At 41.7% G+C, this 25,712-nt stretch carries 25 protein-coding genes and 3 tRNA genes; 4 read left to right on the top strand and 24 right to left on the bottom strand.

Annotated elements, in window-relative coordinates; translation table 11 throughout:
- Positions 1-545 precede the first annotated feature (545 nt).
- Both JXR81_02865 and rlmN read right to left on the bottom strand, forming a co-directional pair.
- Positions 546-1,766: an ATP-binding protein gene (locus tag JXR81_02865; GenBank protein MBN2753788.1), complete on the bottom strand. Its 1,221-nt coding sequence runs from the start codon at positions 1,764-1,766 to the stop codon at positions 546-548.
- 317 nt (positions 1,767-2,083) lie between these two features.
- A complete protein-coding gene (gene rlmN, locus JXR81_02860; GenBank protein MBN2753787.1) occupies positions 2,084-3,115 on the bottom strand; it encodes a 23S rRNA (adenine(2503)-C(2))-methyltransferase RlmN in 1,032 nt (343 codons plus the stop codon).
- 120 nt (positions 3,116-3,235) lie between these two features.
- On the opposite strand from rlmN, the gene mnmG reads away from it, so the two are divergent.
- From mnmG to JXR81_02840, 4 genes are all read left to right on the top strand, one after another.
- Positions 3,236-5,110 carry a tRNA uridine-5-carboxymethylaminomethyl(34) synthesis enzyme MnmG gene (mnmG, locus tag JXR81_02855; GenBank protein ID MBN2753786.1) on the top strand — a complete coding sequence of 625 codons (1,875 nt, stop codon included), beginning with the start codon at positions 3,236-3,238 and terminating at the stop codon, positions 5,108-5,110.
- A 112-nt stretch (positions 5,111-5,222) separates the two neighbouring features.
- Positions 5,223-5,308, top strand: a tRNA-Leu gene (locus JXR81_02850).
- A gap of 106 nt (positions 5,309-5,414) precedes the next feature.
- Positions 5,415-5,489 (top strand) — tRNA-Met (locus JXR81_02845).
- 381 nt (positions 5,490-5,870) lie between these two features.
- Complete coding sequence (locus JXR81_02840) at positions 5,871-6,224, top strand: four helix bundle protein (protein MBN2753785.1); 354 nt, start codon at positions 5,871-5,873, stop codon at positions 6,222-6,224.
- 161 nt (positions 6,225-6,385) lie between these two features.
- On the opposite strand, the gene JXR81_02835 is transcribed toward JXR81_02840, so the two are convergent.
- The 22 genes from JXR81_02835 to JXR81_02730 form a co-directional block, all read right to left on the bottom strand.
- Positions 6,386-7,000, bottom strand: a complete 615-nt coding sequence (locus tag JXR81_02835; protein MBN2753784.1) for a hypothetical protein — start codon at positions 6,998-7,000, stop codon at positions 6,386-6,388.
- 98 nt (positions 7,001-7,098) lie between these two features.
- On the bottom strand, positions 7,099-7,419 hold the full coding sequence (locus JXR81_02830; GenBank protein ID MBN2753783.1) for a septum formation initiator family protein: 321 nt from the start codon (positions 7,417-7,419) through the stop codon (positions 7,099-7,101).
- Positions 7,398-8,234, bottom strand: coding sequence for a hypothetical protein (locus JXR81_02825; GenBank protein MBN2753782.1), 837 nt, complete (start codon positions 8,232-8,234; stop codon positions 7,398-7,400). Before JXR81_02825 ends, JXR81_02830 begins: the two co-directional genes overlap by 22 nt.
- Positions 8,234-8,590 (bottom strand): roadblock/LC7 domain-containing protein, encoded by a 357-nt coding sequence (locus JXR81_02820; protein MBN2753781.1) that lies wholly within the window; start codon positions 8,588-8,590, stop codon positions 8,234-8,236. The genes JXR81_02825 and JXR81_02820 overlap by 1 nt, the downstream gene beginning before the upstream one ends.
- Before the next feature lie 24 nt (positions 8,591-8,614).
- The gene (locus tag JXR81_02815) at positions 8,615-9,961 is read right to left on the bottom strand and encodes a tetratricopeptide repeat protein (GenBank protein MBN2753780.1); all 1,347 of its coding nucleotides are present in this window, start codon (positions 9,959-9,961) and stop codon (positions 8,615-8,617) included.
- Positions 9,962-9,976: 15 nt separating this feature from the next.
- Entirely contained in the window at positions 9,977-11,071 is a 1,095-nt protein-coding gene (locus JXR81_02810) for a 3-dehydroquinate synthase (GenBank protein MBN2753779.1), read from the bottom strand.
- Positions 11,059-11,526 carry a shikimate kinase gene (locus JXR81_02805; protein MBN2753778.1) on the bottom strand — a complete coding sequence of 156 codons (468 nt, stop codon included), beginning with the start codon at positions 11,524-11,526 and terminating at the stop codon, positions 11,059-11,061. The genes JXR81_02810 and JXR81_02805 overlap by 13 nt, the downstream gene beginning before the upstream one ends.
- Before the next feature lie 49 nt (positions 11,527-11,575).
- On the bottom strand, positions 11,576-12,760 hold the full coding sequence (gene aroC / locus JXR81_02800; GenBank protein ID MBN2753777.1) for a chorismate synthase: 1,185 nt from the start codon (positions 12,758-12,760) through the stop codon (positions 11,576-11,578).
- A gap of 9 nt (positions 12,761-12,769) precedes the next feature.
- Positions 12,770-15,091, bottom strand: coding sequence for an AMIN domain-containing protein (locus tag JXR81_02795; GenBank protein MBN2753776.1), 2,322 nt, complete (start codon positions 15,089-15,091; stop codon positions 12,770-12,772).
- Between the two features lie 60 nt (positions 15,092-15,151).
- On the bottom strand, positions 15,152-15,598 hold the full coding sequence (locus JXR81_02790) for a hypothetical protein (protein MBN2753775.1): 447 nt from the start codon (positions 15,596-15,598) through the stop codon (positions 15,152-15,154).
- On the bottom strand, positions 15,595-16,191 hold the full coding sequence (gene pilO, locus JXR81_02785; GenBank protein ID MBN2753774.1) for a type 4a pilus biogenesis protein PilO: 597 nt from the start codon (positions 16,189-16,191) through the stop codon (positions 15,595-15,597). Before pilO ends, JXR81_02790 begins: the two co-directional genes overlap by 4 nt.
- Before the next feature lie 3 nt (positions 16,192-16,194).
- Entirely contained in the window at positions 16,195-16,767 is a 573-nt protein-coding gene (locus JXR81_02780; GenBank protein MBN2753773.1) for a PilN domain-containing protein, read from the bottom strand.
- Positions 16,764-17,894, bottom strand: a complete 1,131-nt coding sequence (pilM, locus tag JXR81_02775) for a type IV pilus assembly protein PilM (protein ID MBN2753772.1) — start codon at positions 17,892-17,894, stop codon at positions 16,764-16,766. Before pilM ends, JXR81_02780 begins: the two co-directional genes overlap by 4 nt.
- 18 nt (positions 17,895-17,912) lie before the next feature.
- The gene (locus tag JXR81_02770; GenBank protein MBN2753771.1) at positions 17,913-18,650 is read right to left on the bottom strand and encodes a prepilin peptidase; all 738 of its coding nucleotides are present in this window, start codon (positions 18,648-18,650) and stop codon (positions 17,913-17,915) included.
- A 72-nt stretch (positions 18,651-18,722) separates the two neighbouring features.
- A complete protein-coding gene (locus JXR81_02765; GenBank protein MBN2753770.1) occupies positions 18,723-19,178 on the bottom strand; it encodes a type II secretion system protein in 456 nt (151 codons plus the stop codon).
- A gap of 100 nt (positions 19,179-19,278) precedes the next feature.
- Complete coding sequence (locus tag JXR81_02760; GenBank protein ID MBN2753769.1) at positions 19,279-20,484, bottom strand: type II secretion system F family protein; 1,206 nt, start codon at positions 20,482-20,484, stop codon at positions 19,279-19,281.
- A gap of 20 nt (positions 20,485-20,504) precedes the next feature.
- Entirely contained in the window at positions 20,505-21,596 is a 1,092-nt protein-coding gene (locus tag JXR81_02755) for a type IV pilus twitching motility protein PilT (protein MBN2753768.1), read from the bottom strand.
- Between the two features lie 119 nt (positions 21,597-21,715).
- Entirely contained in the window at positions 21,716-22,087 is a 372-nt protein-coding gene (locus tag JXR81_02750; protein MBN2753767.1) for a PilZ domain-containing protein, read from the bottom strand.
- A gap of 66 nt (positions 22,088-22,153) precedes the next feature.
- On the bottom strand, positions 22,154-22,909 hold the full coding sequence (locus JXR81_02745; protein MBN2753766.1) for a DNA/RNA non-specific endonuclease: 756 nt from the start codon (positions 22,907-22,909) through the stop codon (positions 22,154-22,156).
- Positions 22,910-24,022 (bottom strand): SufD family Fe-S cluster assembly protein, encoded by a 1,113-nt coding sequence (locus tag JXR81_02740; GenBank protein MBN2753765.1) that lies wholly within the window; start codon positions 24,020-24,022, stop codon positions 22,910-22,912.
- Positions 24,007-24,744: an ATP-binding cassette domain-containing protein gene (locus JXR81_02735; protein MBN2753764.1), complete on the bottom strand. Its 738-nt coding sequence runs from the start codon at positions 24,742-24,744 to the stop codon at positions 24,007-24,009. The genes JXR81_02740 and JXR81_02735 overlap by 16 nt, the downstream gene beginning before the upstream one ends.
- A 712-nt stretch (positions 24,745-25,456) precedes the next feature.
- Positions 25,457-25,531, bottom strand: a tRNA-Glu gene (locus JXR81_02730).
- Positions 25,532-25,712 lie beyond the last annotated feature (181 nt).

The following is a 25,712-nucleotide window of genomic DNA, read 5'->3' as shown; positions in this document are numbered from 1 at the left end:
AACTTTTGCCTGGCTTGTATAGCCTTCCGCAGCCCAGTTGTGCTTGTAATTAAAATCGCTTTCATTTATGCCGTCGTACTTTTCATAAACTGTGTAATTGACATCCGCAGGGGCGTAGGAAGAGCTGCGTTTCATGTTATGCAATACAGTCATAAACAGCAAATACTTTAACGCTTGGATCTGCTGTAAATACCGTTGTGTGTTATATCCCCTGTTTATTCTCCCGCTTAAATACAATACATCTCCTTAATTCACACCCAAACCAAGTTTTATGTATTCCCCGGACATTTTTATATTACATCAAATATTAAAAATTGGAAAGATTTAAATAAGAAATCGAGGAAAATCGAGGGACGAAAGTAAGGCCGCGGGACAAAGGGACAGATGCACAAAGGGACGGAAGTAAAAACAAAGGTCAGAAGGGCAACAAATACAAAAAAAAGCCGGACAGCGCGGGAGCGCCGTCCCTACAAGTTCTAAGACAAAATAACTGCCGCGGGCTGCCGTCTCCGCCATAGCGCCGGGAAAGACCCGCACCTTTACCGCTATCCTAAAAACCTTCCGGCAGATACGCAATAGAAATTTTTTCCGTCTGCCCTTAATACGCCCTTTTGTTTCACAAGCTGAACAAAAGGAATGTTTCCAAGCGCAGCTGAATTTGCCCTGTGATGCGCTTCAATGGCGGTGTCAGAAAGTTTTGCTTCAAACATAACATATGGCTTTTTATTTTTTGTTATTAAAAAGTCAGTTTCCTTCTTATCCCTTGTTCTTAAATAAAAAAGCCCGTATTTATCTGCAGTGGCATCGTTCCAGAGGTCTATCCTTGCCTTAAGTTCCAGCGCGATAAAATTTTCAAATCTTGCGGCATCATTATCAACAAGAAAATAGTTGTGAAAATAGGCTTTCTTTTCTTTTTTTATGGATTTCTTTATATTTTCATAAAAAGGCTGCAGCTGGAATACAGCGTATGTAAGCGTAAGATAATTCATATAGTTTTTTACTGTAGCGTGGTTCACTTCAAGATCCTGCCTTAAAGATTCAAGAGAAAGCGGCGAGCCTATTCTTGAAGGCAGCATATATAACAGATTAATAACCCACTCAAGGTTTCTTATCGCCGAAACATCCCTAAGTTCTTCCTTTGTCACCTTCTCAAAATAATTATCATGCCATTTCGCCGCAGCCACGCGGTTTCCGGATAAAAGCGGTTCAGGAAAAGCACTAAGGGATAAAAAATCATTCATAATTCCTGTTTCCGGCTTTGTATTTGACAGCAATTTTTCCACATAATCCGCTGATTTGTTTTCAGGCATAATGTGCTGTATTTTTCTTCCCAAAACTTCTGTCATCATAAGGGGATTAAGCCTGAACATAAAATAACGCCCAAGCAGGCTGTCACCGGCTTTTCGCATGACATCAAGCCTGGCGCTTCCCGTAACAATGAAATTCACTTTATCTTCGTGCGTGTCAAAAACATCCTTAAGAATATTTTTCCATTTTGGCATTTTATGTATTTCATCAAAACACACCCATGTTTTTCCCTTTTCTTTCCGTCCGGCAAGGTCTGTTTCCAGCATATCCGCTTCTGTCCTATAGCGTTTTCTTATCTGCTGCCTGTCCCAATTATAATATAATGATTCAGTTCCCTCTTCTTTAAGTTTATTGACGGCGATTGTAGTCTTGCCGCACTGCCTTGGCCCGGCTATAAACCGCATCTGCCTCCCAAACTGTGGTAAAAACACTACTTCTTCAAGAAAACGCTTTATCATAGTAACCTCCTGTATCAATAGACATTTTTACACAAACATATAAATTTGTCCAGACTTTTTTATATGTTCATATAAATTTGTCCGGGATTGAAAATGATGAATTTTTCGGGTTTTTACTTCCTTTTGAGATTCATACAAAGCGGGTTATACAAAATAATAAAAACTAGACGCAATATATTGCGTCTCTACTTTAAAAAACAGGTCTAAACAACGCACCTTAAAAGGTGCGGCTACCAGGACAAAATCAAAGAACAAAATCAAGATCCGCGGGCTAAAGACCCGCGTCTACCAAACATATAAAACCAAACATTAAAATCCTATTTCTTATCCTCTTTTGCGGCAAGCTGTCCGCAGGCCGCGTCAATATCCGCGCCTTTTTCTTTTCTTATAAGCGCTTTTATCCTGTATCCCTTTAATATCTTCTGAAAACTGATGGTTTTTTCACGCTGGCCCGAAGAATATTTCTTCCCGCTTACTTTATTATAAGGAATTAAATTTACCCTGCAGTCAATGCCCCTGATAAGTTCAACCAGCATTTCCGCATCCTGCGCTGAATCATTAACCCCTTCCATAATAACGTATTCAAAGGTAAGGCGGGTTTCCGATTTTGCACAGTACCTTTTTGCGGTCTTTATGACGTCCTTAATAGGATATGTTTTTTCCATTGGTACAAGTTTTGACCTTAACGCTGTATCTGCCGTTATTAAAGAAACAGCAAGGTTTACTTTAAGCCCTTCTTCAATCATTGCTTCAATCCCCGGAATGATACCCACGGTGGATACTGTTATTCTTTTCTGCGAAAATCCCCTGCCCTTTGGGTCAGAAAGAAGTTTTATGGCTTTAAACACATTCTGCGTATTTAAAAGCGGCTCGCCCATGCCCATAAATACCACATTATCCAGCAGATGGGCTGCTTCTATTTCATCCCTTAAAAACTGCCCTACAATCTCTCCCGCTGTAAGGTCCCTTTTTAAGCCCAGCGTGGCAGTGGCGCAAAACGCGCACCCGCAGCCGCACCCTGCCTGTGAAGAGATGCACGCGGTATACCTGTCTTCGTCATTTAAAATAACTGTCTCTATCTTTGTATCTTCATCAAGCTGAAGCAGAAGTTTTTTTGTGCCGTCAATTTCCGATTCCTGCTGTTTTATAATTTCGGGCAGAAAAAAATCGTAGTTGGCTTCAAGGTATTCCCTTACCTTTGCGGGTATGTTTTTAAAATCATCCGTGCTCTGCGCCTTTTTTTTGTATATCCATTCATATATCTGCTGTGCCCTGTACTTTTCAAATCCCGCAGCTGTAATCACTTCCTGTATTTCCTGCAGTGTCATTGCTTTAATATCATTTTTCATTTATTATCTCCTGTGCGCTTTAAAGTAATGATACTATATCACAACGCCCCGCACTTAAAAAGGATTTAAAAATACCCGCCTTTTAGGTATAATCATACAAAACTAAAAATGGAGACTTAATTGATACCGGAGAAAAGTTACGACATTATTGTAATAGGCGCCGGACACGCCGGCTGCGAAGCGGCGCTTGCGCCCGCGCGCATGGGTTTTAAAACCGCCCTTTTTACAATTAATATAGACCATATAGCGCAGCTTTCATGCAACCCTTCTATCGGCGGGCTTGCCAAAGGCCAGCTTGTGCGTGAAATTGACGCGCTGGGCGGAGAAATGGCGCTTGCCGCCGACAACGCTTCCATTCAGTTTAAAGTTTTAAATATAAACAAAGGCCCGGCAGTACGCGGCTTAAGGTCTCAGGCGGACAAATATGAATATCCCGCGTATATGCGCAGAACCCTTCAGAACACAAAAAACCTTGATGTTAAACAGGCGTCGGTCAGGGCAGTCACCACAGATGACAAAGGCATTACCGGAATTATCACCGACACTTCCACTTTTTATTCCGCAAAATCAGTTATAATAACCGCAGGCACATTTCTAAACGGAATTATGTACATAGGGCTTCAGCAGTTTAAAGGCGGAAGGCTTGGCGACCCGCCGTCAGAAGGGCTGTCAGAATCACTGATACAGCTTGGATTCAGACTTGGCCGCATGAAAACGGGCACAAACCCGCGCATTGATATAAGGTCGGTTGACCTTGATAAATTTACCCCGCAGCCGGGAGATGCTGTACCGGTCCCTTTTTCTTTTAAAACGGAAAAAATTGAAATTCAGCAGGTAATGTGCTGGCTTGCAAGGACTAATAAAAATACAGCGGATATAATTATGAAAAACCTTGACCGCTCCCCCCTTTACAGCAGCAGCGACAGGATGATATTCGGAATAGGGCCAAGGTACTGCCCTTCAATAGAAGATAAAATCGTAAAGTTTCCGGAAAAAACATCGCACCAGGTTTTTCTGGAACCGGAAGCAAAAAATTCAAATGAAATATATTTAAACGGGCTTTCCACATCATTACCGCGCGACGTTCAGCTTAATTACGTCCGTTCAATTGAAGGGATGGAAAAAGCGGAAATAACGCGCCCCGGCTACGGCATAGAATACGACTATGCCCCTCCCACGCAGCTTAACAAATACCTTGAAACCAAATTAATCCCGGGGCTGTTTTTTGCCGGCCAGATTAACGGGACATCGGGCTATGAAGAGGCGGCGGCTCAGGGCTTAATTGCGGGCATTAATGCCGGGCTTAAGCTGTCAGGTAAAAGTATGTTTTCCCCCGGCCGCGAAGAATCATATCTGGGAGTAATGATAGATGACCTTATAACAAAAGACGTAAAAGAACCTTACCGTTTATTTTCGTCGCGCGCGGAACACAGGCTTGTGTTAAGAAACGATAATGCCGACATCCGCCTTATGGAATACGGGCGTTCTTTCGGCCTTATTGACGATAAAACCTATGACGCTTTTATGTTTAAAAAAGATTTTTTTAAAACAGAAAAAGAACGGCTTAATAAAATTTATATCCACCCTTCCCCGGAAACAGACGCAAAACTAAAAGGCATAGGAACTCCCGCCCTTAACGCGGAAAGCTCCCTTCTGCAGCTTCTAAGAAGGCCGGAAGTCCCGTATGAGACGCTGTCAGTTTTTACCGAAATACCGAAATTAACCGGTCACGTATCCGAATATTTTGTTTCCGAGATTAAATACGAAGGCTACATTAAAAAACAGAACGAGCAAATTGAAAAATTCAAGAAACTTGAAGAAAAAATAATACCGCCGGAATTTGATTTTATGAAAGCCGAAGGCCTGCCATTGGAAGCCCGCCAGAGACTAAACGAGATTAAACCGGATACGCTGGGAATGGCCTCCCGCATCCAGGGCGTGACCCCTTCCGACATCAACGTGTTATTACTTCTTATAAAGAAGTTTAGCAACTAACAAGTTACAAGTACTAGGTTACAAGTAGCAGGTTGTCACTTGTCACTTGTCACTTGTTAGTTTTCAGTTATTGACACCCTTTTACTATACTGTTATAATTTCAACCCATGATGCCGGGATGACGAAATGGTAGACGTAGTGGACTTAAAATCCACGGGGCGAAAGCCCGTGCCGGTTCGAGTCCGGCCCCCGGCACCATTTTTTAGATTTGTATGCGTTCTTGACATTTGAAAAGAAATATGTAATTATACTCTCTGTTGTTACACATAAGATTTTCTGTAATGAAAATCCAAACACGACATGACGCGGGGTGGAGCAGTGGTAGCTCGTTGGGCTCATAACCCAAAGGTCAGAGGTTCAAATCCTCTCCCCGCAACCAAATAAAAAAAGGCCGCCTTTTTAAGGCGGCTTTTTTTATTTGTGCGGGTGTTGGAGAGGATTTGAAACGAGTGAGTGCTGACTAAATGTCAGAAAAGCGAGCAGGTGCGAGCGTCAGCGAACGAGGGGGCCGACGAGGCCCGGATAGGGCCAAGGTGGCCAAATCCTCTCCCCGCAACCATAAAAAATAAAGCGGTTCTCACGAACCGCTTTATTTTTTTGAAGATTCGACATTCGATGATTAGATATTAGAAGATCAAAAAAGACCGAATCTGTTCTAATTTCGAATCTTCGAATTCTCAGGTTTAACGTTGTATTAAAACTCCGAAATTCGAAAATTTGAAATTAGAAGTAAAAACACATAGAGGGGGAAAATACATAGATGAATGAGTTTATGTTTGAAAATCTGCATGTTTATCAGAAATCAATTCAGTTTGCCGATGACATTACCAACATCACCGAAAAATTCCCAAAGGGTAAATTCTACATTTCAGACCAATTAAACCGCGCCGTGACTTCAATCCCCTTTAATATTGCCGAGGGCAACGGTAAGTTTACAGCCGGTGATAAAAGAAGTTATTTCAGAATTGCCCGCGGCAGTGCTTTTGAATGCGTTGCAATACTGGATATATGCAGCAGAAAAAAACTTATCCATGAAATCGAACATAAACAATATAGGGAAACGCTGGTGGCTATCTGCAAAATGCTGACAGGACTTATTAATAAAAACTCTTAAAAAGAGGTTCAAAAGAACCGATTTTTAAGACAATTAGACATTCGAAGATTTGAAATTATAGAATCAAAATATTTGATACATATCCGCCGCTCTCGTTTGCGCCAGCTCTTCTCGGCCGTTTCAACAGGCCAAGCAGACAAATCTCTTCCCGCTTCATTTAATCAATACTCTACATCGTGTTTTAATATGACATTGTAATCTTTGTTTTTCATCCCTATAGCAGCTCCATCAATCCTCATATTTGTTTTCCAAAATAAAAAGTTTTTTAAAGGTAAAACTTTTCGAAATAAGGTATTTGACCTTTTAACAACCAAACTCTCACAATGATAGAACGTTCTAATATAAACAAAATATGGAAGAATAACTTTCCTTACCACTATGTAATATTTAAAACCCGATAAAGCCCCGCAATTATTTTCATAAACATCAACTATAAACCTATCTTGTTTTTCCGTTCCTATATTTTCATTACTGCACAACGAAAATGTTTCTACCAAACTAACTAAAGACATTACAACTATAAAATATAAGTTTAAAACTATAATTACAATCCAAATTAAAAAGCCGTTTCGTTTATCATTAAGCATAAGCAAAACATTTCTGAATGCAATTACAAATATAATCAAGCCTAACAAACCCATAACGTAGCGATTAATAATAACAATCCTAAAGACAAACAACATAGAAACAAATAACAAACATGCCATTAACCCAATGGCTTCTTTACTTTTAAAAGAAAATTTATTATTTTTCCTCTCCACACTTTCCCCTTTCATCCCTTATCTTACAGCTATTTTATCTCCACAGTATATATCCATCCCCCCCTAAAATAAAAGAGCCGGCATCTCTGCCGGCTTTATTGTTTATCTTCCCCTTACTTATCCACCAGTATAAAAACCGTTTCCCCGTCTTTAACAAGCCCAAGCTGTTCGCGGGCGGTTTTGGAGACAAATTCCTCGTCAGCGGCTATGTTTGCCATTTTTCCGGACAGCTTTGCATTATCTTCTTTTAACGACGCTATCTCTGAATTTAACGACGCTTTCTGCACCCTCATCTTTACAAAAGTATACGCGGCTTTAAAAAAACCAAATACCATTACCAGCGCTATAATCAGCGGGACAATGGCTTTCTTTCCCTTTTTAACTGAAGACTTTCTTAACCTGTAATTAGCCGTCATTTCCCTTTTGTCTCCCATGGTTTAAAGAGATTTGAAAGGTTCCTTCCGTCTTCCCATACTTCTTTAAGGCTTGGCATTATCTTGTGCTTTTCATATATAAGAATGGCAAAATTCACCTGCATCAGAATAATAAAAGTGTATGTAATAAACGGCGCCAGAAAAAGCGGAAACAGCGTTAAAAGTTCAAGCACAGTTGGTACCTGCGACCCGCCGATATGAAGGACAAAATAGAATACAAAGTTAAAGTACAAAATTATCAGCGCCACTGACGAAGCTGTAAAAGGCGCGGAGAGGAGCATTATCAAAGCTTTCTTATATGAGATTAACACCCTTCTTTTCTCATCCAGAACAAGTATGGGAATTAAAAATATCTGAATAAATAAAAACATAATAACAATCCATACCCCTATGCCGCCCACGATATATACCCACCATCCAAGGTTAAGGATGCTTTTATAAAAGTTAATGCTTAAAAAAGCCAGGAAAAAAAACGACGTGTTAATGGCAAATAATGCCATGCCTTTTAACCAGAATAGTTTTAACCCTTCACCAACCCTGGCAAACATACCCATGTCTTCGTTTGTCCCTGTAATAAACTTCGCCCAGAAATGCATAACCGCGGGCGCAAGCACGTGCCATATAAGGGATATTGAGGCAAGGGTGATAAGGGTCGCCTGGGAAGCGCCGTAGACTTTTCTGTTAAGAAACAGTTCTATAAACAGTATGAAGAAAGCCATAAACATAACGCCAAAAACAGAAAAGTTTAAAATAAGGCCTTTTAAAAGATTATCATAGAATATCCAGAAAGTCCTTTTGAACAGCCGGGAAAACATTAAAGCATCTTTTCCAGGTCTGGGATGGATTTCTTAAGTTCCAGCCTGCCGCGTCCAAGGTTACCGTCAAGGCTTAACGCCAGAGTCACAAAGTAATTATCCCCTACCATCATCATTATCATTGTGGCTTTTTCGGTTGATATTAAAACTTCATTAGTCTTGCCAAGCCCAAAACTCTGCGATGCTTTTTTGGCATTACTTATAATTGTGGAGTATTCCGCGCCTGCGGCAGTTATGTCAAAGTCAGACCTGCTGGAGAACTGGTCAATGGCAATGCCATCTTCGCCAATAACACCGGCACCAATAGCTCCGTCTACGCTGCTGACTATTTTCTGCAAAAGGCTTTTAAAATCCATTTCTCACGGCTCCTATTAAATTATTCACATCAACTGCTTCATTTTTTCTTTGACCTGCTTTAACACAAGCCCCATCTTACCTACATTTATATTTTCATCGCCTATTATGAACAGGACCCCTTTGCCAAGTTCCGTGAACAAAAGCTGCCCGTGTTCTGACGCGATAACAACCTGATTAAGTTTACCCTGTTTCATATTCTTTACAGACTGCTCTGTCTTATTGACTATTGACGCAACAATGCCGCCTATTTCCGACTTATTAATGGATGTCGGCAGCACGCTTGCCACAAGCTGCCCGTCGCGAAGAAGGAATAAACTGCCTACAATTCCATCAACGGTAGAAAGGCTCTGCAGCACGTTACCAATCTCAATTTTCTTATTATCTGCTATTTCAGGCAGTTTTTCAACTGTTTCTTTTTTATCTTCTTCTTTTTTTGGTTCTTCCTTTTTAGGTTCTTCTTTCTTAACTTCCTCTTTTTTTACTTCTTCTTTTTTCGGTTCTTCCTTTTTAACTTCTTCTTTCTTTGGTTCTTCCTTTTTTGCCTCTTCCTTTTTCGGTTCTTCCTTTTTTGCCGCAGGTTCGCTTTTATCGTCATCTACAAGGTCATTTTCAACGGCCTCTTTCATTACATCCAGAATATCTTCGGCGGTTATCTTGTCATTTTCAGCGGTTTTGCGTTTTTCTTTCTGCTCTTTCTGTTTATTTATTTTCTTCTGCTGAAAATCATATACTTCCCTTAACCTCTGCTGAATTATTATATTTTCCGCGTCTTTCTCAAGAAGCTCCCTGTATATTTCTATGGCTTTATCAAATTCTTCTTTTTTGGAGTATAATTCCGCCACTTTAAGAGATTTCTGCAGGTCTGACATTACCGGTTTTTCTTCTTTAACCGCGGGCTTTTCCGCAGGCGCCGCCTGCTGCGGTTTTTCCTCTTTATTTGGCGCCGTGTTCACGGTCTGCTTTGCGGACAGCGCTTCCTGAAGTTTTTCCTGTGTTTCAGTATCTTCCGGATTTAATGACAGCACCCTTTGAAACTGTTCCACGGCTTTGGCAAACATCTGCTTTTTAACATAGATATTTCCAAGCATTGAATGAACCATTATATTGTCAATGTCCACGGCTTCAACTTTTTTAAGTTCTTCTGCCGCGTCATCATACAGTTCCTGTTCCACATATATTCTTCCAAGCACAACCCTTGCGGATGTGTAAGCCGGATGTTTTTCAAGCCCTGCTTTGCAGGTTTCAACCGCTTCCTTATACATGCCGGATTTTCTGTATACCTCCGCAAGCGGGACAAACGCAAGTGAATCAGGGTTCTGCGAAAGTTTTTTCTTTAGGTCTTCAATTTCCGCCTTAAAGGCGTCTGCCATGAAAGGGGCTCCTTATTAAAAAAATAAAGCATTAAAACGATTTAATTCCTTTTTTATGGCTGAAAAATCAGTAATTTCCTTTAAAATAACACAGCCAATTTCCTTTGTCAATACAAATATTAATTTACCGTTTTTCGCTTTCTTATCACCTGATAACCTGCTTATAATTTGGGTGTTTTTAAGTTTTCTTAAAGGTTTTATCAGATTATACTCAGAAAATACTTTATTTATTCTGTTTTCCGTTTCCTGCGAACACAATTTTAAACTCCTTGACAGCCCCGCCGCAATAACCGCTCCTGCCGCTATTGCCTCGCCGTGTTTCAGCCCTTTATAATTTAATGCCGCTTCAATAGCATGCCCTGCCGTATGCCCATAATTAAGGAACGCCCTTAAACCCGATTTTTCTTTTTCGTCTTTTTCCACAACAGATGCTTTTATTTCCACAGATTTTTTTACAAGTTTTTGCACGGCTGTTTTATCTCTTTTTAAAATGGCTGCCCTGTTGATTTCCATGAAATTAAAATATTCAGCGTCAAGTATTATACCGTGTTTAATAGCTTCCGCCATCCCGTTTAAATACTCCCTTTCACTTAAAGTATTAAGCGTATTAATATCGGCAACAACAAACAGCGGCTGATGAAAAGCGCCTGCAAGATTTTTTCCCGCCGGAAGATCCACTCCTGTTTTACCGCCCACAGAACTGTCCACCTGCGCCAGAAGCGTGGTTGGTATCTGAACAACATCTATTCCCCTCATATAGGTCGCTGCCGCAAAGCCGGCCACGTCGCCCACAACACCGCCGCCAAGGGCAATAATTGCCGAATGCCTGTCCAGTTTATTCTTTACGCACGCGTCATAAATTGAAGCTACAGCGTCAAGCCTTTTATACTGTTCGCCGTCTTTAATTAAATGAATACCTGCCGCAAATCTGCCTTTTAACCCGGCCATAAGTTTTTTGCCGTACAGCGAAAAAACTTTCTTATTGCTGACCACAAGCACCCTGTTTCCTTTTTTAAATCCGGAGAGTATCTCCCCTGTTTTATGAAGGATATCAGCGCCTATGTAAACCGTGTACGGATTATTTTTTAATTTCACCCTTACCTGTTCCAAATTTTTTCCGCCTTTGCAACTATAAGTTTTGCCGCTTCTTCGGCATTTAACCTGTCAGTTACCACCGTTATATCCGCGGCTTTTTTATAAAGTTCCAGCCTGCTTTTAAAAAGCGCGCGTGCGCTTTTAAGATTATCTTTATTAAAAAGCGGCCTGTCAGTTTTGCCTTCAAGCCGCTTTTTGCATACCGCAAATGAGTTCTTAAGATAAACCACCAAACCCGCTTTTTTCAGCAGGGGCAGATTTTCGTCCATCTTAATTATCCCGCCGCCGGTTGAAATTACGGCGCCTTTTTTACAGCCCGCTTTAGCAAGGGCTTTTGTTTCAAGACCGCGGAAATAAAGTTCGCCTCGAGTTTCAAAAATACGGCTTATTTTTTTTTTAGCGCTTTTTTCTATCTGCGCGTCAAGGTCCACAAACTTCATACCGGTAATACGGGATACTATTTTTCCCACAGTTGTCTTCCCGCTCCCCATAAAACCTATCAGGACAATATTTTTCAAATTACACCCGATATTTCTTCACGTACTTCTTGTAATTATCATAATTGGAAAGTATGTAATCAATATCTCCGCTGCCGAATTTTTCCTGGAAAGCTTTCATAAGTTCTGCCGCAACAATGGTCTCCGCAATCAGAGCCGCTGCCGGAACAGCGCAGACATCCGACCTTTCGTATACGGTCTTAACCGCTTTTTTATTTTTAACATTAACAGACTTTAACCCCTTTAAAACCGTGGAGATGGGTTTTAACGCGGCTTTTATTTCCAACGGACCGCCGTTTGTCATTCCGCCTTCAATTCCGCCGGAGTTGTTGGTTTTTCTGTAATAACCGTCTTTTTTTGAATAAAAAATTTCGTCATGCATGGAGCTTCCGGTGGCCGCGGCGTATGCAAACCCCGCGCCTATTTCCACGCCTTTTACCGCCTGCAGGCTCATCAATGCCATAGCCAGCTTTGCGTCAAGTTTTTTGTCCCACTGCGTATAATCGCCAAGCCCGGGGGGTAATTTAGAAGTGATAATTTTTAAAACACCGCCCAGCGTGTCGCCTTCTTTAACAGCCATATCAATTACGGCTTTTACGTTTGACGAATTATTTTTATCGGGAAAACGAAGCTGCGCCCCGGATGCCGCATCAGCTTCCGCTGCCAGTTTTTTTATATCTTTAATTGATGACTGTTTTGGATACTGCGCGGCAACGCCGGCAATTGCATCCGTAAAACCAAAAACTTCAACATCAAACAGTTTAAGGAATTTTACCGCAAGCGCGCCGGTTATTATCCTGGCGGCGGTCTCCCTGGCGCTGGCGCGTTCCAGCACATTTCTGAAATCTTTATGGTTATACCGTATTCCGCCGGACAAGTCAGCATGCCCCGGCCTTGGTATATTAAGTTCTTCAAGTGATGACGGACGCTGCCAGGCGTCCATTTTCTGCGCCCAATTTTCAAAATCTTTGTTTTTTATAAAAACAGATATGGGCGCGCCTGTGGTTTTCCCGAAACGTATACCGGAAATAATTTCGGCGCGGTCAGTTTCTATTTTCTGCCTGCCGCCGCGGCCGTACCCTTTCTGGCGTTCCGCCAGATAATTATCAAAATCATCGGGTGTTAATTTTATATTTGAAGGCACACCGTCTATTATTACGGTAAGCCCTTTTCCGTGCGATTCTCCCGCGGTTAGAAATCTTAACATGGCTTGTTATCAGTCTTCAACAATAGAAGGGGTCAGGAACACTATCAATTCCACCTTCTCTGTGGATTTTTTTGTGCTTTTAAAAAGCTCCCCTAAAAGCGGGATATCGCCAAGAAGCGGCACTTTTTCAATGGTATCATAGATACGTTCGCTCATCAGCCCGCCTATTACAAGGGTGTCATTGTTCGCGGCTTTTACATACGTGGTGGCTTCCTGCTCTGAAGTGTCAGGAGGGCCTGCTGAAGTGGAAGTGGTACCCACAAGTTTTACCACTTTTACAGTCACGTTCATATCTATCTCGTTTTTATTTGTAATTTTTGGAACCACCCTTAACGATATAGGCAGGTCAAGATTTTTGTACTCTGTGGTGATAATAGGCGCTGAATTGGCATTTGTAACTATGTTCTGCACTTCGTAATACGTCCTTCTCATAGTCTCTATTACCGCTTCCCTGTCTGACTGTACAGCTATCTTTGGCGCTGACAGAAGTTTTGCTTCGTTTTTCTGTTCCAGCGCGGTTAAATAAGCGTTAATTTTAAAACCGCTTAATACGGTGCCCAGCGTCAGCTTGCCCGCGGGATTCGCCATGGCAAGGGGGATCATTTCGCCTTTAATATACGGCTCGTTATTCTGCGAAGCCGCGTCCCACGCCACGCCAAGATCTTTTATGTTATTTATGTTAACTTCATAAAGCTTTGCCTCTATTATTACCTGCGGCACCCTTACATCAAGCGCGTCTATTATTTTTTCAACGCGTTTCATATATGTCTGGCTTGCGGTCACAACTATGCTTGATGTCCTTAAATCAAAGTTAAAGTTTGCCTCTTCATCGGCGGCAAGGGTGTTTGTAAGCATAGCCTTTAATTCCGCCACGCTGGAATCTTCAAGCGAATCCCCTGACCTTGTCATAAGCCTGATATTTTTCAGTTTAAATATTTTAGTCACTATTCCGGAGCTGTATTCCTGAGAGCTTCCGTCAGTGGCGTCAATATCCGCTATCATATCCATTACTGTGTTTATGTCATACCTGGTGCCGTTTATAAGTATCTTGTTCATACCCGGCGACGTATCTTCATCAATAATTATGTCCAGTATCGGATTGGAAGCCACCTGTTTCTGAAGTATCTTAACCAGGTCGGCATCCTTCATTGTCCTTGGCGAATAATGTTTTGTCATCTTGGGCTGCATTGCTTTTTCACTTTTAATTTCCGCGGGCGAACCAATTGTTATCATGTCTCCCCTGGCTTCATAATAAAGGTTCTGAGGCACAAGAAGGTCCCTTAACACCACACTAAGCGGCTGGTCATCAACTTTCATCGTCACAGGCGAAGCAAGCGACACAGACTGGCTTGTGGTAAATTCAAAACCGGTCTGCGAAGCAAGCATCCTTAAAACTCCCGGAAGGCTTGCGTTCTGGACATTAATTGATATCTTCTGCCTTAAATTTAAATATTTCGCCTTTGCCTGAACAGTTTCTTCCCCTTTTTCAACATCCACAATTATCTGATTATGATCCCTTGTAACAGTATAAGGAGAATCCTTGGACAAAGAGAGGTTTACCGCAACTTCTTTGGACCTTTTATTTTCTGTTATTGATATTTTCTTAACCGTGCCTTTATTCACGTTTACAGAGCCAAACGATACGGAAGATACAGCGTCCACAATATCAAGCTTTAAAGTGTTATTTTTGGAATCCTTAATCATTCTGTACTTAGCCGGGCCGTCAGTGGTAATAAGCACCCTTATTTTTGAATCCTGCTCCGACGCCGCCACATCAACCACCCTGTATATCATGCCTGAAACCCTTTTTATGGGCTGTTCAGGTTCAACAGAGGCTTTTCCCGCGCCTTTATCCACTTCCACCACAATATTATTGCCCTGATTTGTTACCTGCCATTTCTGCGCGCTGTCCATGTCTATTACCACCCACGCGGTGGAATCGTGCGGGGCAAGCCTTACTTTCTGAACAGAACCCTTTGAAACTTTTATGGTATCGGATTTTGTGGATGTATTTTCAAGCTGCAGAAGCACCCTTGCAGGCGAAGATAATTCCGTGGCTTTATATTTAACCTTTTCGGAAACATTTACGGTAACTTTCACTTTTGAGCCTGTTTCAGAACTGTTGACGCCGGTTATAGAACCGCCCTTTGCGGCCGGTTTAACAACCGCAGCAGCTTTTACAGCGCCGGCTTCCATCGCGGATGACGATTCAACTTTCTCTACCGGAGAAACGCTTATAAAATCCTCATCCTCCGCGTTTAATGTGACCGTGCCTGCAACAAACAGCATGGTAATAATAAACAGCGGCAATAAAACAAATTTATTCTTCATCGCGCCTCCTGTTTTCTTTTTATTTTATCTATTACGGGGCCATAAGGCCCGGCAAATTTTTTATTCTTCAGGGCCTATATTATAACCCGTCATGCCCTTTTCAAGTTTAAAAAGTATTTCCCTGTCTCCCTGCTGCAAAAGCACTTCATACTTGTTAATTATCTTGCCGGTAATTCCTTCAATCACCTTTGAATTATCACCGTATAATTTGCCGTCTTCAAAAATATAGCTGAACATAAATCCGCCGGTAGTGCGCAATAACGCGGACTTTCTGTTTCCGGTTATCGTAATACCTTCCAGCATAAGGGAACTTATCTGCACATTGCTCTGCCCGCGGACGTATTTTATAAGCTGTCCCGGCGAAAAAGGATCCCTGCCGCTGTCAACCTTATATTCAAAAATCGGCTTTGCGGAAAAGCCGCCCATTTCAGCGCACGCAGGCGCCGTAAAAACAGCGGCAAAAATAAAAACCGCAAATATAAAAAACACCCGTTTAAGCGCCGTCATTTTACCGCCGCCTTGGGATAATTATAAATTTTAAGCATCATCTCTGTGTTAACGTTATCTTTTGCGTATAAATCCGTATCATCAATTTTCAGCCTTAATTCATCGCAGACAATAATCATATTGCTGTAGCCAAGCCCTGTAATAAAATTACCCAGATTATTATAATTGGACTTTGCCGCGAATTTAAATTTTCTTTCCGTATACTCCCCTTTTTTTGTCTCTTTATCAGGGGCGAACCTCACAAGCGTTACATCGCTTGCGGCGGCTTTATTGGATATTTCTTCAATCAGCTCCGCGAAACTTGTCTGTTCAGGAAGCCTTGAATTTAAAAATTCGGTTTCGCTGTTTATAGCGCTTGCCCTTTTTAAGAATTCCGGATACTTGGATACCATATTTTTGGCGTCCTGCAGGTCTTTTTGTTTCTGTTCCAGTATCACAGCTTTGGCTTTATATTTTTTTACAAGCGGGCTGTAAAGGTAATTCCAATAAGCATAACCGGTAAGGCCGACAAGCATTACCGCGGCCACAATTGTCGTCTGCTGCTTCTGTGTAAGTTTTATATTTTTTAAAGCGTTCAAATCAAATTTGGCCATTTCTTACCCCTGCTTCGGCTTGGCGCCGGTGGCAAATATAAAGTTAAATTCAAATCCCACCCAGCCCGCGCCGTACTTGTCTGTTGTTTCTATTTTTGTAATACCTATCGCGGATACAACATCCTCTTCCTCCAGGCGCCTTACAAAATCCGCAAGCACCGCCCGCGAAGAAGCAAAGCCGGCTATCTTAACCTGAATACCTTCTTCTTTTTCTTTTTCATGGGAGACTTCCACAAGCCACATATCCGGGTATATTTTTTCCGCAATCATATCCAGAAGCTTAACCCAGGCAGCCTGGTCAACAAGAAGCTTTTCCACCACTTTTCTTTTCTTTGTCAGTGCGTCTTCCAGCGCGTTGAATTTCTTTACCTCTTCAATTTTATCCTGAAGCGCGGCGGATTCAGCCTCTATTGTTTTTATTTTTCTCTCTGTCTCTTTTATCTTATTGCTCTGCGCAATCACAACACCCACAAGGCCGGCCGCAATAAGGCCCGCTATAAATATTCCGGCCGCGTAAAACACCTGCATCTTTTTGGCTTTCTTTATCTTGGACGGAAGAAGGTTTATTTCTATCATATTTTATCCGCCGCTCTTAAAGCCAGCCCAAGCGCCACGTTGAAATGCACGGCATTGGCCCTAAGATAGTCAAAATCAAAATTCTTTGAACTTATATTAACGTTCTTAAAAGGATAATTTATTTCCACAGGTATACCAAGGCGTTCGGACAGAAACCTGTCTATATTTTTTATCTTTGAAGTACCGCCGCTTAAAAGTATTTTCTGGACCGGTTTTCTTTTTACCGTGCTTTCATAATAATCAAAAGCCCTTCTTATATCATTAAGCATTTTATTTAACGCCGGGGTTATGGCTTCAAATATCCTTGACGACTTGTCATCTTCGCCGCCCGGCATCGAACTTAAAAGAAGCTCTTCACTTTCAACCATAATAACAGCCTGCTGTTTTTTAAGTTCTTCAGCCTGCGCGAAGCTTATGTTAAAGTCCCTTTGAATTTCTTTGGTCAGGCTGTTTCCGCCTATTCCCACATCCCTTGAAAGGTGCGGTATATTATTTTCTGTTATGGTGATTGTGGTAAGTTTAGAACCCATATTAATAAGCGCCACCGTATCCGCTTTTATGCCGCCTTCCGACTGGTCGGCGGAATTCAGGTCATACGCGTTGCACAGCGAAAACGAATCAACTTCTATTGCGGCAGGCACCACGCCCGCTTCTTTTAACATCTGCATGTGCTGCCCCATAATGTCATTTTTAACAGCCACAAGAAGCACTTCCATTTTTTTCTGATTTTCTTCCTCTAATTCGGACAATACCTGATAATCATATACCACCTGGTCCATGCTCAGCGGTATATACTGTTCCGCTTCAAACTGAATATTATTTTTTAATTCTTCGGCGGACATATAAGGAATTTTAATATAACGTATTATGGCGGAATCTCCGGGAATGGCGGTTATCACTTTGCTGCCCGCGATATTTTTCTGCTTTAATATTTTTTTAAGGGTGTTAACGTAAAGGGTATGCCTTGCTTCCGGGTCAAGATCTTCCACGGAATCAGATGAAAGGTTTATTATTTCGGCTCCCGTTAATTCATAGCCGTCTTTATTTTTCTTAAGCTTGATCGCTTTGATGCTGGAACTGCCGATATCAAGCCCGACAATCCCCTTGGAAAACATATCAAGCGCCATTTTCTCTCCCTAATTTTTTTACGCCAGCAGGAATTTTATTAAAAAACCCGCGGCGATAAAAGGCACAAAAGCAATTTCGTCCTTTCTGCCATTCTTTCTTGTAACAATTAAGAACACCGCAACAAAACCGCCGGCAATAAAAGAATAGAAAATTATATCAAAAACAGCGGCCGCCCCGACACACATACCCAGCACTGCCGCAAGTTTAACATCGCCTTCCCCTATCTTGCCGTTTGTAAAGTAATTCAATATAAGCAGAAGGGTTCCGCCTGCCGCCGCGCCGATAATGCCTTCAAACAGGTTAATTCCGCCAAACTTAAAGACCGAAAAAACAGCACCGGTTATCAACATATACTTTAAAATACCATCAGGCACAATTTTTCTGTCAATATCTATTAATGCTAACGTTATAAGATAACCTACCATTATTATATAGAAAAAATAGATTTTTTCAACCCCAAACTTAATAAAAAATAAAACAAACAGTAAACCCGTGATAAATTCAATCACAGGATACCTTATTGATATCTTTTCCCCGCAAAACCTGCATTTTCTTCCAAGTATAAAATAACTTAAAATAGGGATATTATCATACCATTTAATGAAATTTCCGCATTTAGGACATGCGGAAGGCGGCGAAACAATGGATTTTTTTTCGGGAATCCTGTAAATACATACATTCAAAAAACTGCCTATAACAGCGCCATAAATAAATAAAATAAACACCGTTCCGGCGAATATGATTTCAGAGTTCATTAAACCCCCAATTTTAAGCTTGAAAATAAAAAAAGCCGCGGCAATTAAGCCGCGGCTTTTTTTGCATGACTGTTATTCGTATCCGTAAAGCGAATAAGTAACACCTTTGCTGTCAGGCTGTGAATTGTTAACCCAAACATCACCTGTCTGGTTGTTGTACTTCCAGCCGTCTGTAGCTGTACCAATTGATGCCGGAGGCGCTGTTGTTTCAAGCGCTACCGAAATGTCTGATCCTGAAAGCTTAAACGTATTTGTGCTTGGCCCTCTTACCTTTACCGGGGGCATTCTGTCCAGATACGCACCAAACTTGTTGGCATGTGTATCAAGATCTGTCGGGAAAACACCCTGATTGTCACCATAATAAATTGATACCGCTGACTTTATGGCTCCAACGTTTCCCTTTGTTGCGCCTTCTCTTGATTTTTCCAACATGTCCGAGAACTTCGGGATTGCTACAGCTGACAAGATACCGATGATCGCAACAACGATCATCAACTCGATAAGCGTAAACCCGTTCTGTTTCTTCATCTACGTTCACCTCCTTTTAAATTTTTTACTTCTTGTTTCTATACCAAGTATACAACTTATTTTTATTTTGTCAAGTTTTTTTGTAATTTTTTTTGTATAGCTACCCAACCATGCTTCCCATAGAGAACATAGGCAGAAACATGGCTATAACCATTCCACCGACAACCACGCCTAAAAAAGCCATAATTAAAGGTTCTATCATTGCCATCATGCTGTCAACGGCATTATCAACCTCTTCATCATAAAAATTTGACATCCTTAAAAGCATATCATCAAGGGCGCCGGTCTCTTCTCCCACGGACACCATCTGTATAACCATTGACGGAAAAAGTTTTGTGGCTTTCATGGGGTCTGTAAGGCTTTGCCCTTCCCTGACCGCGGCCCTGACATCCATAAGGGCTTTTTCAATAACTTTATTGCCCGCTGCGCGCGCTACAGTTTCAATAGCGTCAAGGATACTGACCCCGCTTTTTAAAAGCGTGCCAAGCGTCCTTGAAAACCTTGCCACCGTGGCTTTTTTTGTCAAAGGCCCAAAAACCGGCATTTTTAAAATCAACGAATCTATCATAAAAGCGCCTTTTGCGGTCTTTTTTACAGCTATAAAAATAAACACCATTAAACCTGCGCCAATAATTTCATGAAGAAAATACTTCTGTTCAAAATTTGACACATTAAGCAGAAACTGCGTGGGTGCAGGAAGGTTGCCTCCAAAACTTTCAAATATCATGGAAAATGACGGCACAACCTTAACCATAAGAATAACCGTGATAGCAAGCGCTATGACAAGAATTGTAGCCGGATATGTCATTGCACCTTTTATCTTTTTGGTTAAAGCTTCCCCTTTTTCAAGAAAGGTGGAAAGCCTGTCAAGAATCTGATCAAGCGAACCGGACAACTCCCCGGCTTTTATCATACTGCAGTAAAGGGTATTAAATACCCCGGGATATTTGGACATAGCGTCCGAAAGGTTGGCACCGCCGCCTATGTCGTCCCTTACTTTTGTAAGAACATCCTTAAAAACCTTATCTTCCATCTGTTCCACCTGAATATTAAGCGCCTGTAAGACAGGCAATCCCGCTGTTATCATTGTGGCAAACTGCCTGGAGAAAATGGCGATAGTACTTGTGGATACCCTGGGCCCCATTTTAAAAAGCGACGCCAGCCCTCCGCTTTGTTTTGTAACCGATACAACAACCAGTTTCTGCGACCTCATCTTGGCGTTTAACTGTTCGTCGTTTTCGGCTTCAATTACCCCGTCAATTACCCTTCCATCCGGAGTCTTTGCTTTATAAGAATATGTCGGCATTTATCGCGCTCCCGGCCGCATTAATATGCACTGCTCTTTCCGCCGCCGCCGCCCCCGCCCTGAACAAGCCTTTGCAGGTCTTTAGGGTCGGTCGTCCTTGCGAATATTTCATTATAGGTAACAAGCTGTTTGGAATAAAGCTCCGCAAGCGACTGGTTCATGGTTCTCATTCCGTATTCAGAACCGGTCTGCATTATGGAATATATCTGATGAATTTTCTCTTCCCTGATAAGGTTTCTTATAGCGGCGTTGGTGATTAATATTTCCGCGCAAAGCGCCCTTCCTGAAGAATATGACTTTGGAAGCAGCTGCTGGCACACAACAGCCTGAAGCACAAAAGAAATCTGCGCCCTTACCTGCGACTGCTGATGCGCGGGGAAAACGTCTATCATTCGGTTAATGGCCTGCACAGCATCAGGCGTATGCAGAGTCCCGTAAACCATATGCCCTGTTTCCGCAATGGTAAGCGCCGCTTCTATAGTTTCAAGGTCCCTCATTTCGCCGACAAGAATTACATCGGGATCCTGCCTTAAAACATATTTTAAAGCATCGGAAAATTTTCTTGTATCCGTACCCACTTCCCTCTGATTGACTATGCAGCTTTTATGCGTGTGAATGAATTCTATGGGGTCTTCTATTGTTATTATATGCCCGGCTTTATGCGAGTTTATCCAGTCAATCATTGACGCCAGCGTGGTGGACTTACCCGAACCCGTAGGCCCGGTTACAAGCACAAGCCCTTTAGGGAATTTTGCAATCTCCTGAACCGCGGGAGGCAGCCCCAATTCTTCAAAACTTAAAATATGCATGGGAATCCTTCTTAACGCGGCTCCCACCGCTCCCCTTTGTTTATAAACGTTCATCCTAACGCGGCCTATGCCTTCAACCCCAAACGAAAGGTCAAGTTCATTTTCCCTTTCAAACTTCTCTTTCTGTTCATCGGTAAGTATGCTGTATATTACGTGCTGGCATTCATCCGGCCTTAACTTTTCAAACTCCGAAGCAACCATTTCCCCGTCTATCCTTAACATTGGAGGGGCGCCCACCGTAAGATGAAGATCCGATGCCCCTTTTTCAAACATAATCCTTAAAAGCGTATCAATGTTTACCATATATACCTCCGGATGAATTTGTAAAACCAATTGCATCTTTTATTATTATATTTGTTATTTTATATCCTGTCAAATCAAAATGTAAAAAAATTACTGCTTTTTTATCTGACACAATACTTTCAAAGGCTTTTCCCAAGCCTTTTTATCGCATCTATATGGTCTTCCTTTAAAACCAGAAATTCAAGCCCTGTCCTGAATTTCCCTATTTTTTCATCTTTTCTAACCCACTTTATTTCCGCGAATGTGGCAAGGGGCTTTTCTTCACCGTCCACATAAATATCCAGCCGCAGGACTTCTTCCGGTATAAATTTTTCGTCGCACAAAAGCTGTATCCCGCAAATACTTATATCGCTTGATTCCACATGCTTTTTTGATTTTTCAACAGCTTCAATACCCACGTCGGAATCCTTCATGATTTTATATGTTACCTTCAGTTTCTTCTCTATCCTGCTGTGTTTTCTTTTGTCCGAGTAAATCTCACCCTGCGGCATTTATAACCCCTTTTTAATCCGGCAACTGCAGCGCCGGACCGTTATATTTTTGTTATGACTGTTACATTAAAAGTTTTTGGGGAAAGCTTTTTCTTTCTCTATAATTTCCTGCACCTGAACCGGAAGTTCGGCAAAGAAATCAAAACCCGTAATTTTTTCAACTTCGTCAACAGTCGCGCTATACTCCGTAATTTTCTTTCCCGGTTTGCGGTTTTCAATAACAAAACCAAACGCATGCATTCCCCCGTCTTCCGACTGGTAAAGCACAACCTTATAAAAGTGCGTGGGAACATATATGGAAGTGCCTTTTATCAGTTTCTTTTTTCCTTTCGCATAATCAAATACAGGCCCTGTTATAACAAAAGCTCCGCCTTTGGAACGCGCAAGAACCCTTACTTTACTTTCAAATTCTTTCCAAATGCCGCGCTTAAGCCACGGTTCCATCGGGCAGACATTGGACATTAAAAACGCTTCCTTAAATGTTTTTTCTGAATACGACAAATCCACCGCCGGCGCCATTGGGCACCTGTCAAAAGCAGCGGGATAGTCATTTCTTTTTATCCTTAATTCCGGCGGCAAGGCTTTGTCCGGCATAAAAGTACCGCTTTTAAGGGCTTTTTCCGGAATATTTCCTTTTTTCAGATGATAAGAAACCCACAGCGGATTCCTTTTGCTTCCGCCATACATAAGCACATAACCCGTTTTTTTTAATATTCTTCCGCTTCCCGACGGCGCGCCAAATCTTATGTGTTCTTCCGGGTCAGGCGTGTAAGCCGTAAATATAAAAAACGGAACAAGAACAAATAAAAAAAACCTTTTCATTTAAATACCTTCGCTTTCTTCAAGGACCTTAAGGTGCTTTTTAATTTCTTCTTCCAGCGCGTCAGGAAGCCCCAGCAGTTTAACATCCATGAATCCCGAAACAATGGCAGACACAGCTTCATTTTTTGGTATACCGCGCGACATAAGGTATAGTATCTGCTCTTCATCCACTTTTCCTATTGCCGCTTCATGCGACATATTAACGTCGGCAAACTTTGTTTCAAGTTCCGGTATGGCGGAAATTATACCGCCGTCTTTTAGCATAAGCCCGTCACATTCAAGATGCGCGAACACCCCAGGAGAATTTGCCTGCAGGTGCCCCCTTGCGATAATAGTACCGCCTTTGCTGACAGACCTGCTTATAATTTCCGCGCGCGTATCAGGGGCGTTTAAAAGCACCCTTGACCCAAGATCGTACACAGAACCTTCAGGCGCCATTACAAGTGTGTTAAATTTTGCCACCGCTCCTTTACCGTCAAGGTGAGCCACAGGGTACATCTGCGTTATTTTTGTATCCCTTAAAGCAATATAATTTGATATATATGTCCCGCCCTCTTCCACTTTTATCGCGGAACGCGGCCTTACGGTGACATCTTTTGCCCAGTCGTGTATCATTGTATACATAAGTTTCGCGTTTTTTCCCACATATATTTCTGTCACGCCTATATGGCTGCCTTCCGCCAGATAACTTGCGGCGGCGCACCCGTTCATAATGTGAATTTCGGAATTTTCTTCAAGTATAATAAGGTTATGAACTTTCTGCTTCATCTTATCCTGTTTGATAAAGAAACACGCCTGAAAAGGAAAATACGCCTTAACGCCGGATTTAACCCTTATAAAATAACCGGAATGAGTCTCTTCATGCGCGGCCTTTGTATATTCATCTTTGTCCTTGTCCACCAGTTTCCACATAAGTTCATTTAAATCAGGGTAAAGTGCAAGCGCTTCTTTAATGGCAAGCATTTCCACTCCCTGCTGCTTTATGCTTAAGTGGTGCACCTTATCATTTTCCATTACAAAAGAGCCGCTTCTGCCGGCTTCGTCTGTATTAATGCCTATGTCCTGAATTTTTTTCCTGTCTTTTTCATCTATCTTAATTACGTCTCCCTGCATAATTCACACTCCGTAAACCCATGTTTTTGAATATGTTCAAAAAGTATCCGGGCGTCATGCTTGCATTGAATCTTTCCGTTTAAAAGGGTGTATCCCGCGTCCGCGTCCACGTAATCAAGAATGTATCCCGTATGCGTTATTATTAAAGCGCTTTTTTTACGCTTTTCTTTTTCAATATCCCTGCCTAAAAGCATTCTTATTTTCCCGCCAAGCATCACCATATTTTCAAGGTCAACCCCGGATTCCGGTTCATCAAGCATGACAAAGTGCGGGTTCTGCGCGAACAACTGCATTAATTCAGACCTTTTTATCTCTCCTCCGGAAAATCCGCTGTTAATGTCGCGGCCTATTAATCCGGTAAGTTTTAAAGCCAGCGCGCCTTTTTCTATATTTATATCCACACCGCTTTTTTTCATTATCTCTTTTAATACATCATTTAACTTCATTCCTTTTATAATCGGCGGGCGCTGAAAAAATACACCCATGCCAAGGCGAGCCCTTGCGTCTATTGCCAAATCATTCAGCAATACGCCGTCGTATTTTATCTCCCCATTGGTTATTTTATACTGCGGATACCCCATAATTGTCATAAGAAGCGATGTCTTGCCGGAGCCGTTAGGCCCAAAAAGGATATGAGTCTGCCCGTCGGGAATGGTAATGTTAATTCCTTTTAATACCTCGTTGCCGTAAATAGAAACACAAAGGTCTTTTATTTCAAGCATCTTTTTTTTCCTTTTAAAAGTAATTTAACAGACAAACATATTTTATCATAAATTATTACGATTTGTAATTTTTCATAAACAAAAAAGCCGATGGACTGATGCACAGAGGGACGGAGGGACAGAAGTGAAAAAAAAATCTGAATCAACTGCCTCCTAAAACGCTCATAAACTCGTTGATTTCCGCTTCACAGTCTCGTTCCAACCGAACTTAAAAAGTGCGCCTTCCATAACAAAACAAAACTGCTTTAATCAAAATAATTAAACAAGGATTGGGTGTTTTTTTTCAGCGCGTGCCGCACTAACCTGCTGTGTATCCGCCAGGACATTTTTAATGCAACGCCGGCATATCCGGATGTGCTGCAAATTCCCGGTTACCAATGACGTTAACCTGTCTGTGGATTTCAAGTATATTCGGATGCAAGATTACCAATTTGCGGTGCGCGCTGAAAAAATATACCCAAAACCTGTAAGGCGGATGGATCGGAAGACCGGAAACTGATACGAAACCTAAAACAACTGCCGCGCCCTAAAAGGACGCGCCTACCATTACAAAATCATACATACTACTTCAATTAAAAAAAATACTGAATAGCGGCATGTATAGTAGCAAAAGTCGGTTTTGACTGTCTTTAGTTCTTCTCCTGTCCACTCTCTACTCTCACCTTTCTCGCACAAAAAAAATAGCCGGCTAAATAAAGCCGGCTATTTTTTTTGGCGTCCCCAGGGAGAATCGAACTCCCGATACCGCCGTGAAAGGGCGGTGTCTTAACCTCTTGACCATGGGGACGTTTATCTTTAACTGTAAATTTCGTCCTGTAAAACCTGCAAATTATATTATACAGTAATACATTTGTCAATATTATTTTGCCTTTATTTACCTGTTGGCAACTTGCAACATTTAATGCAACACCGTTAAAATTTCCCATGTTTCTCTTGTAACTTTTTGTCTTATTATGTCGTTTGCGGTT

Source organism: Candidatus Goldiibacteriota bacterium (assembly GCA_016937715.1).
Taxonomy (GTDB): Bacteria; Oederibacteriota; PGYV01; order PGYV01; family PGYV01; genus PGYV01.
This window is presented reverse-complemented; position numbering and strand designations above follow the sequence as displayed.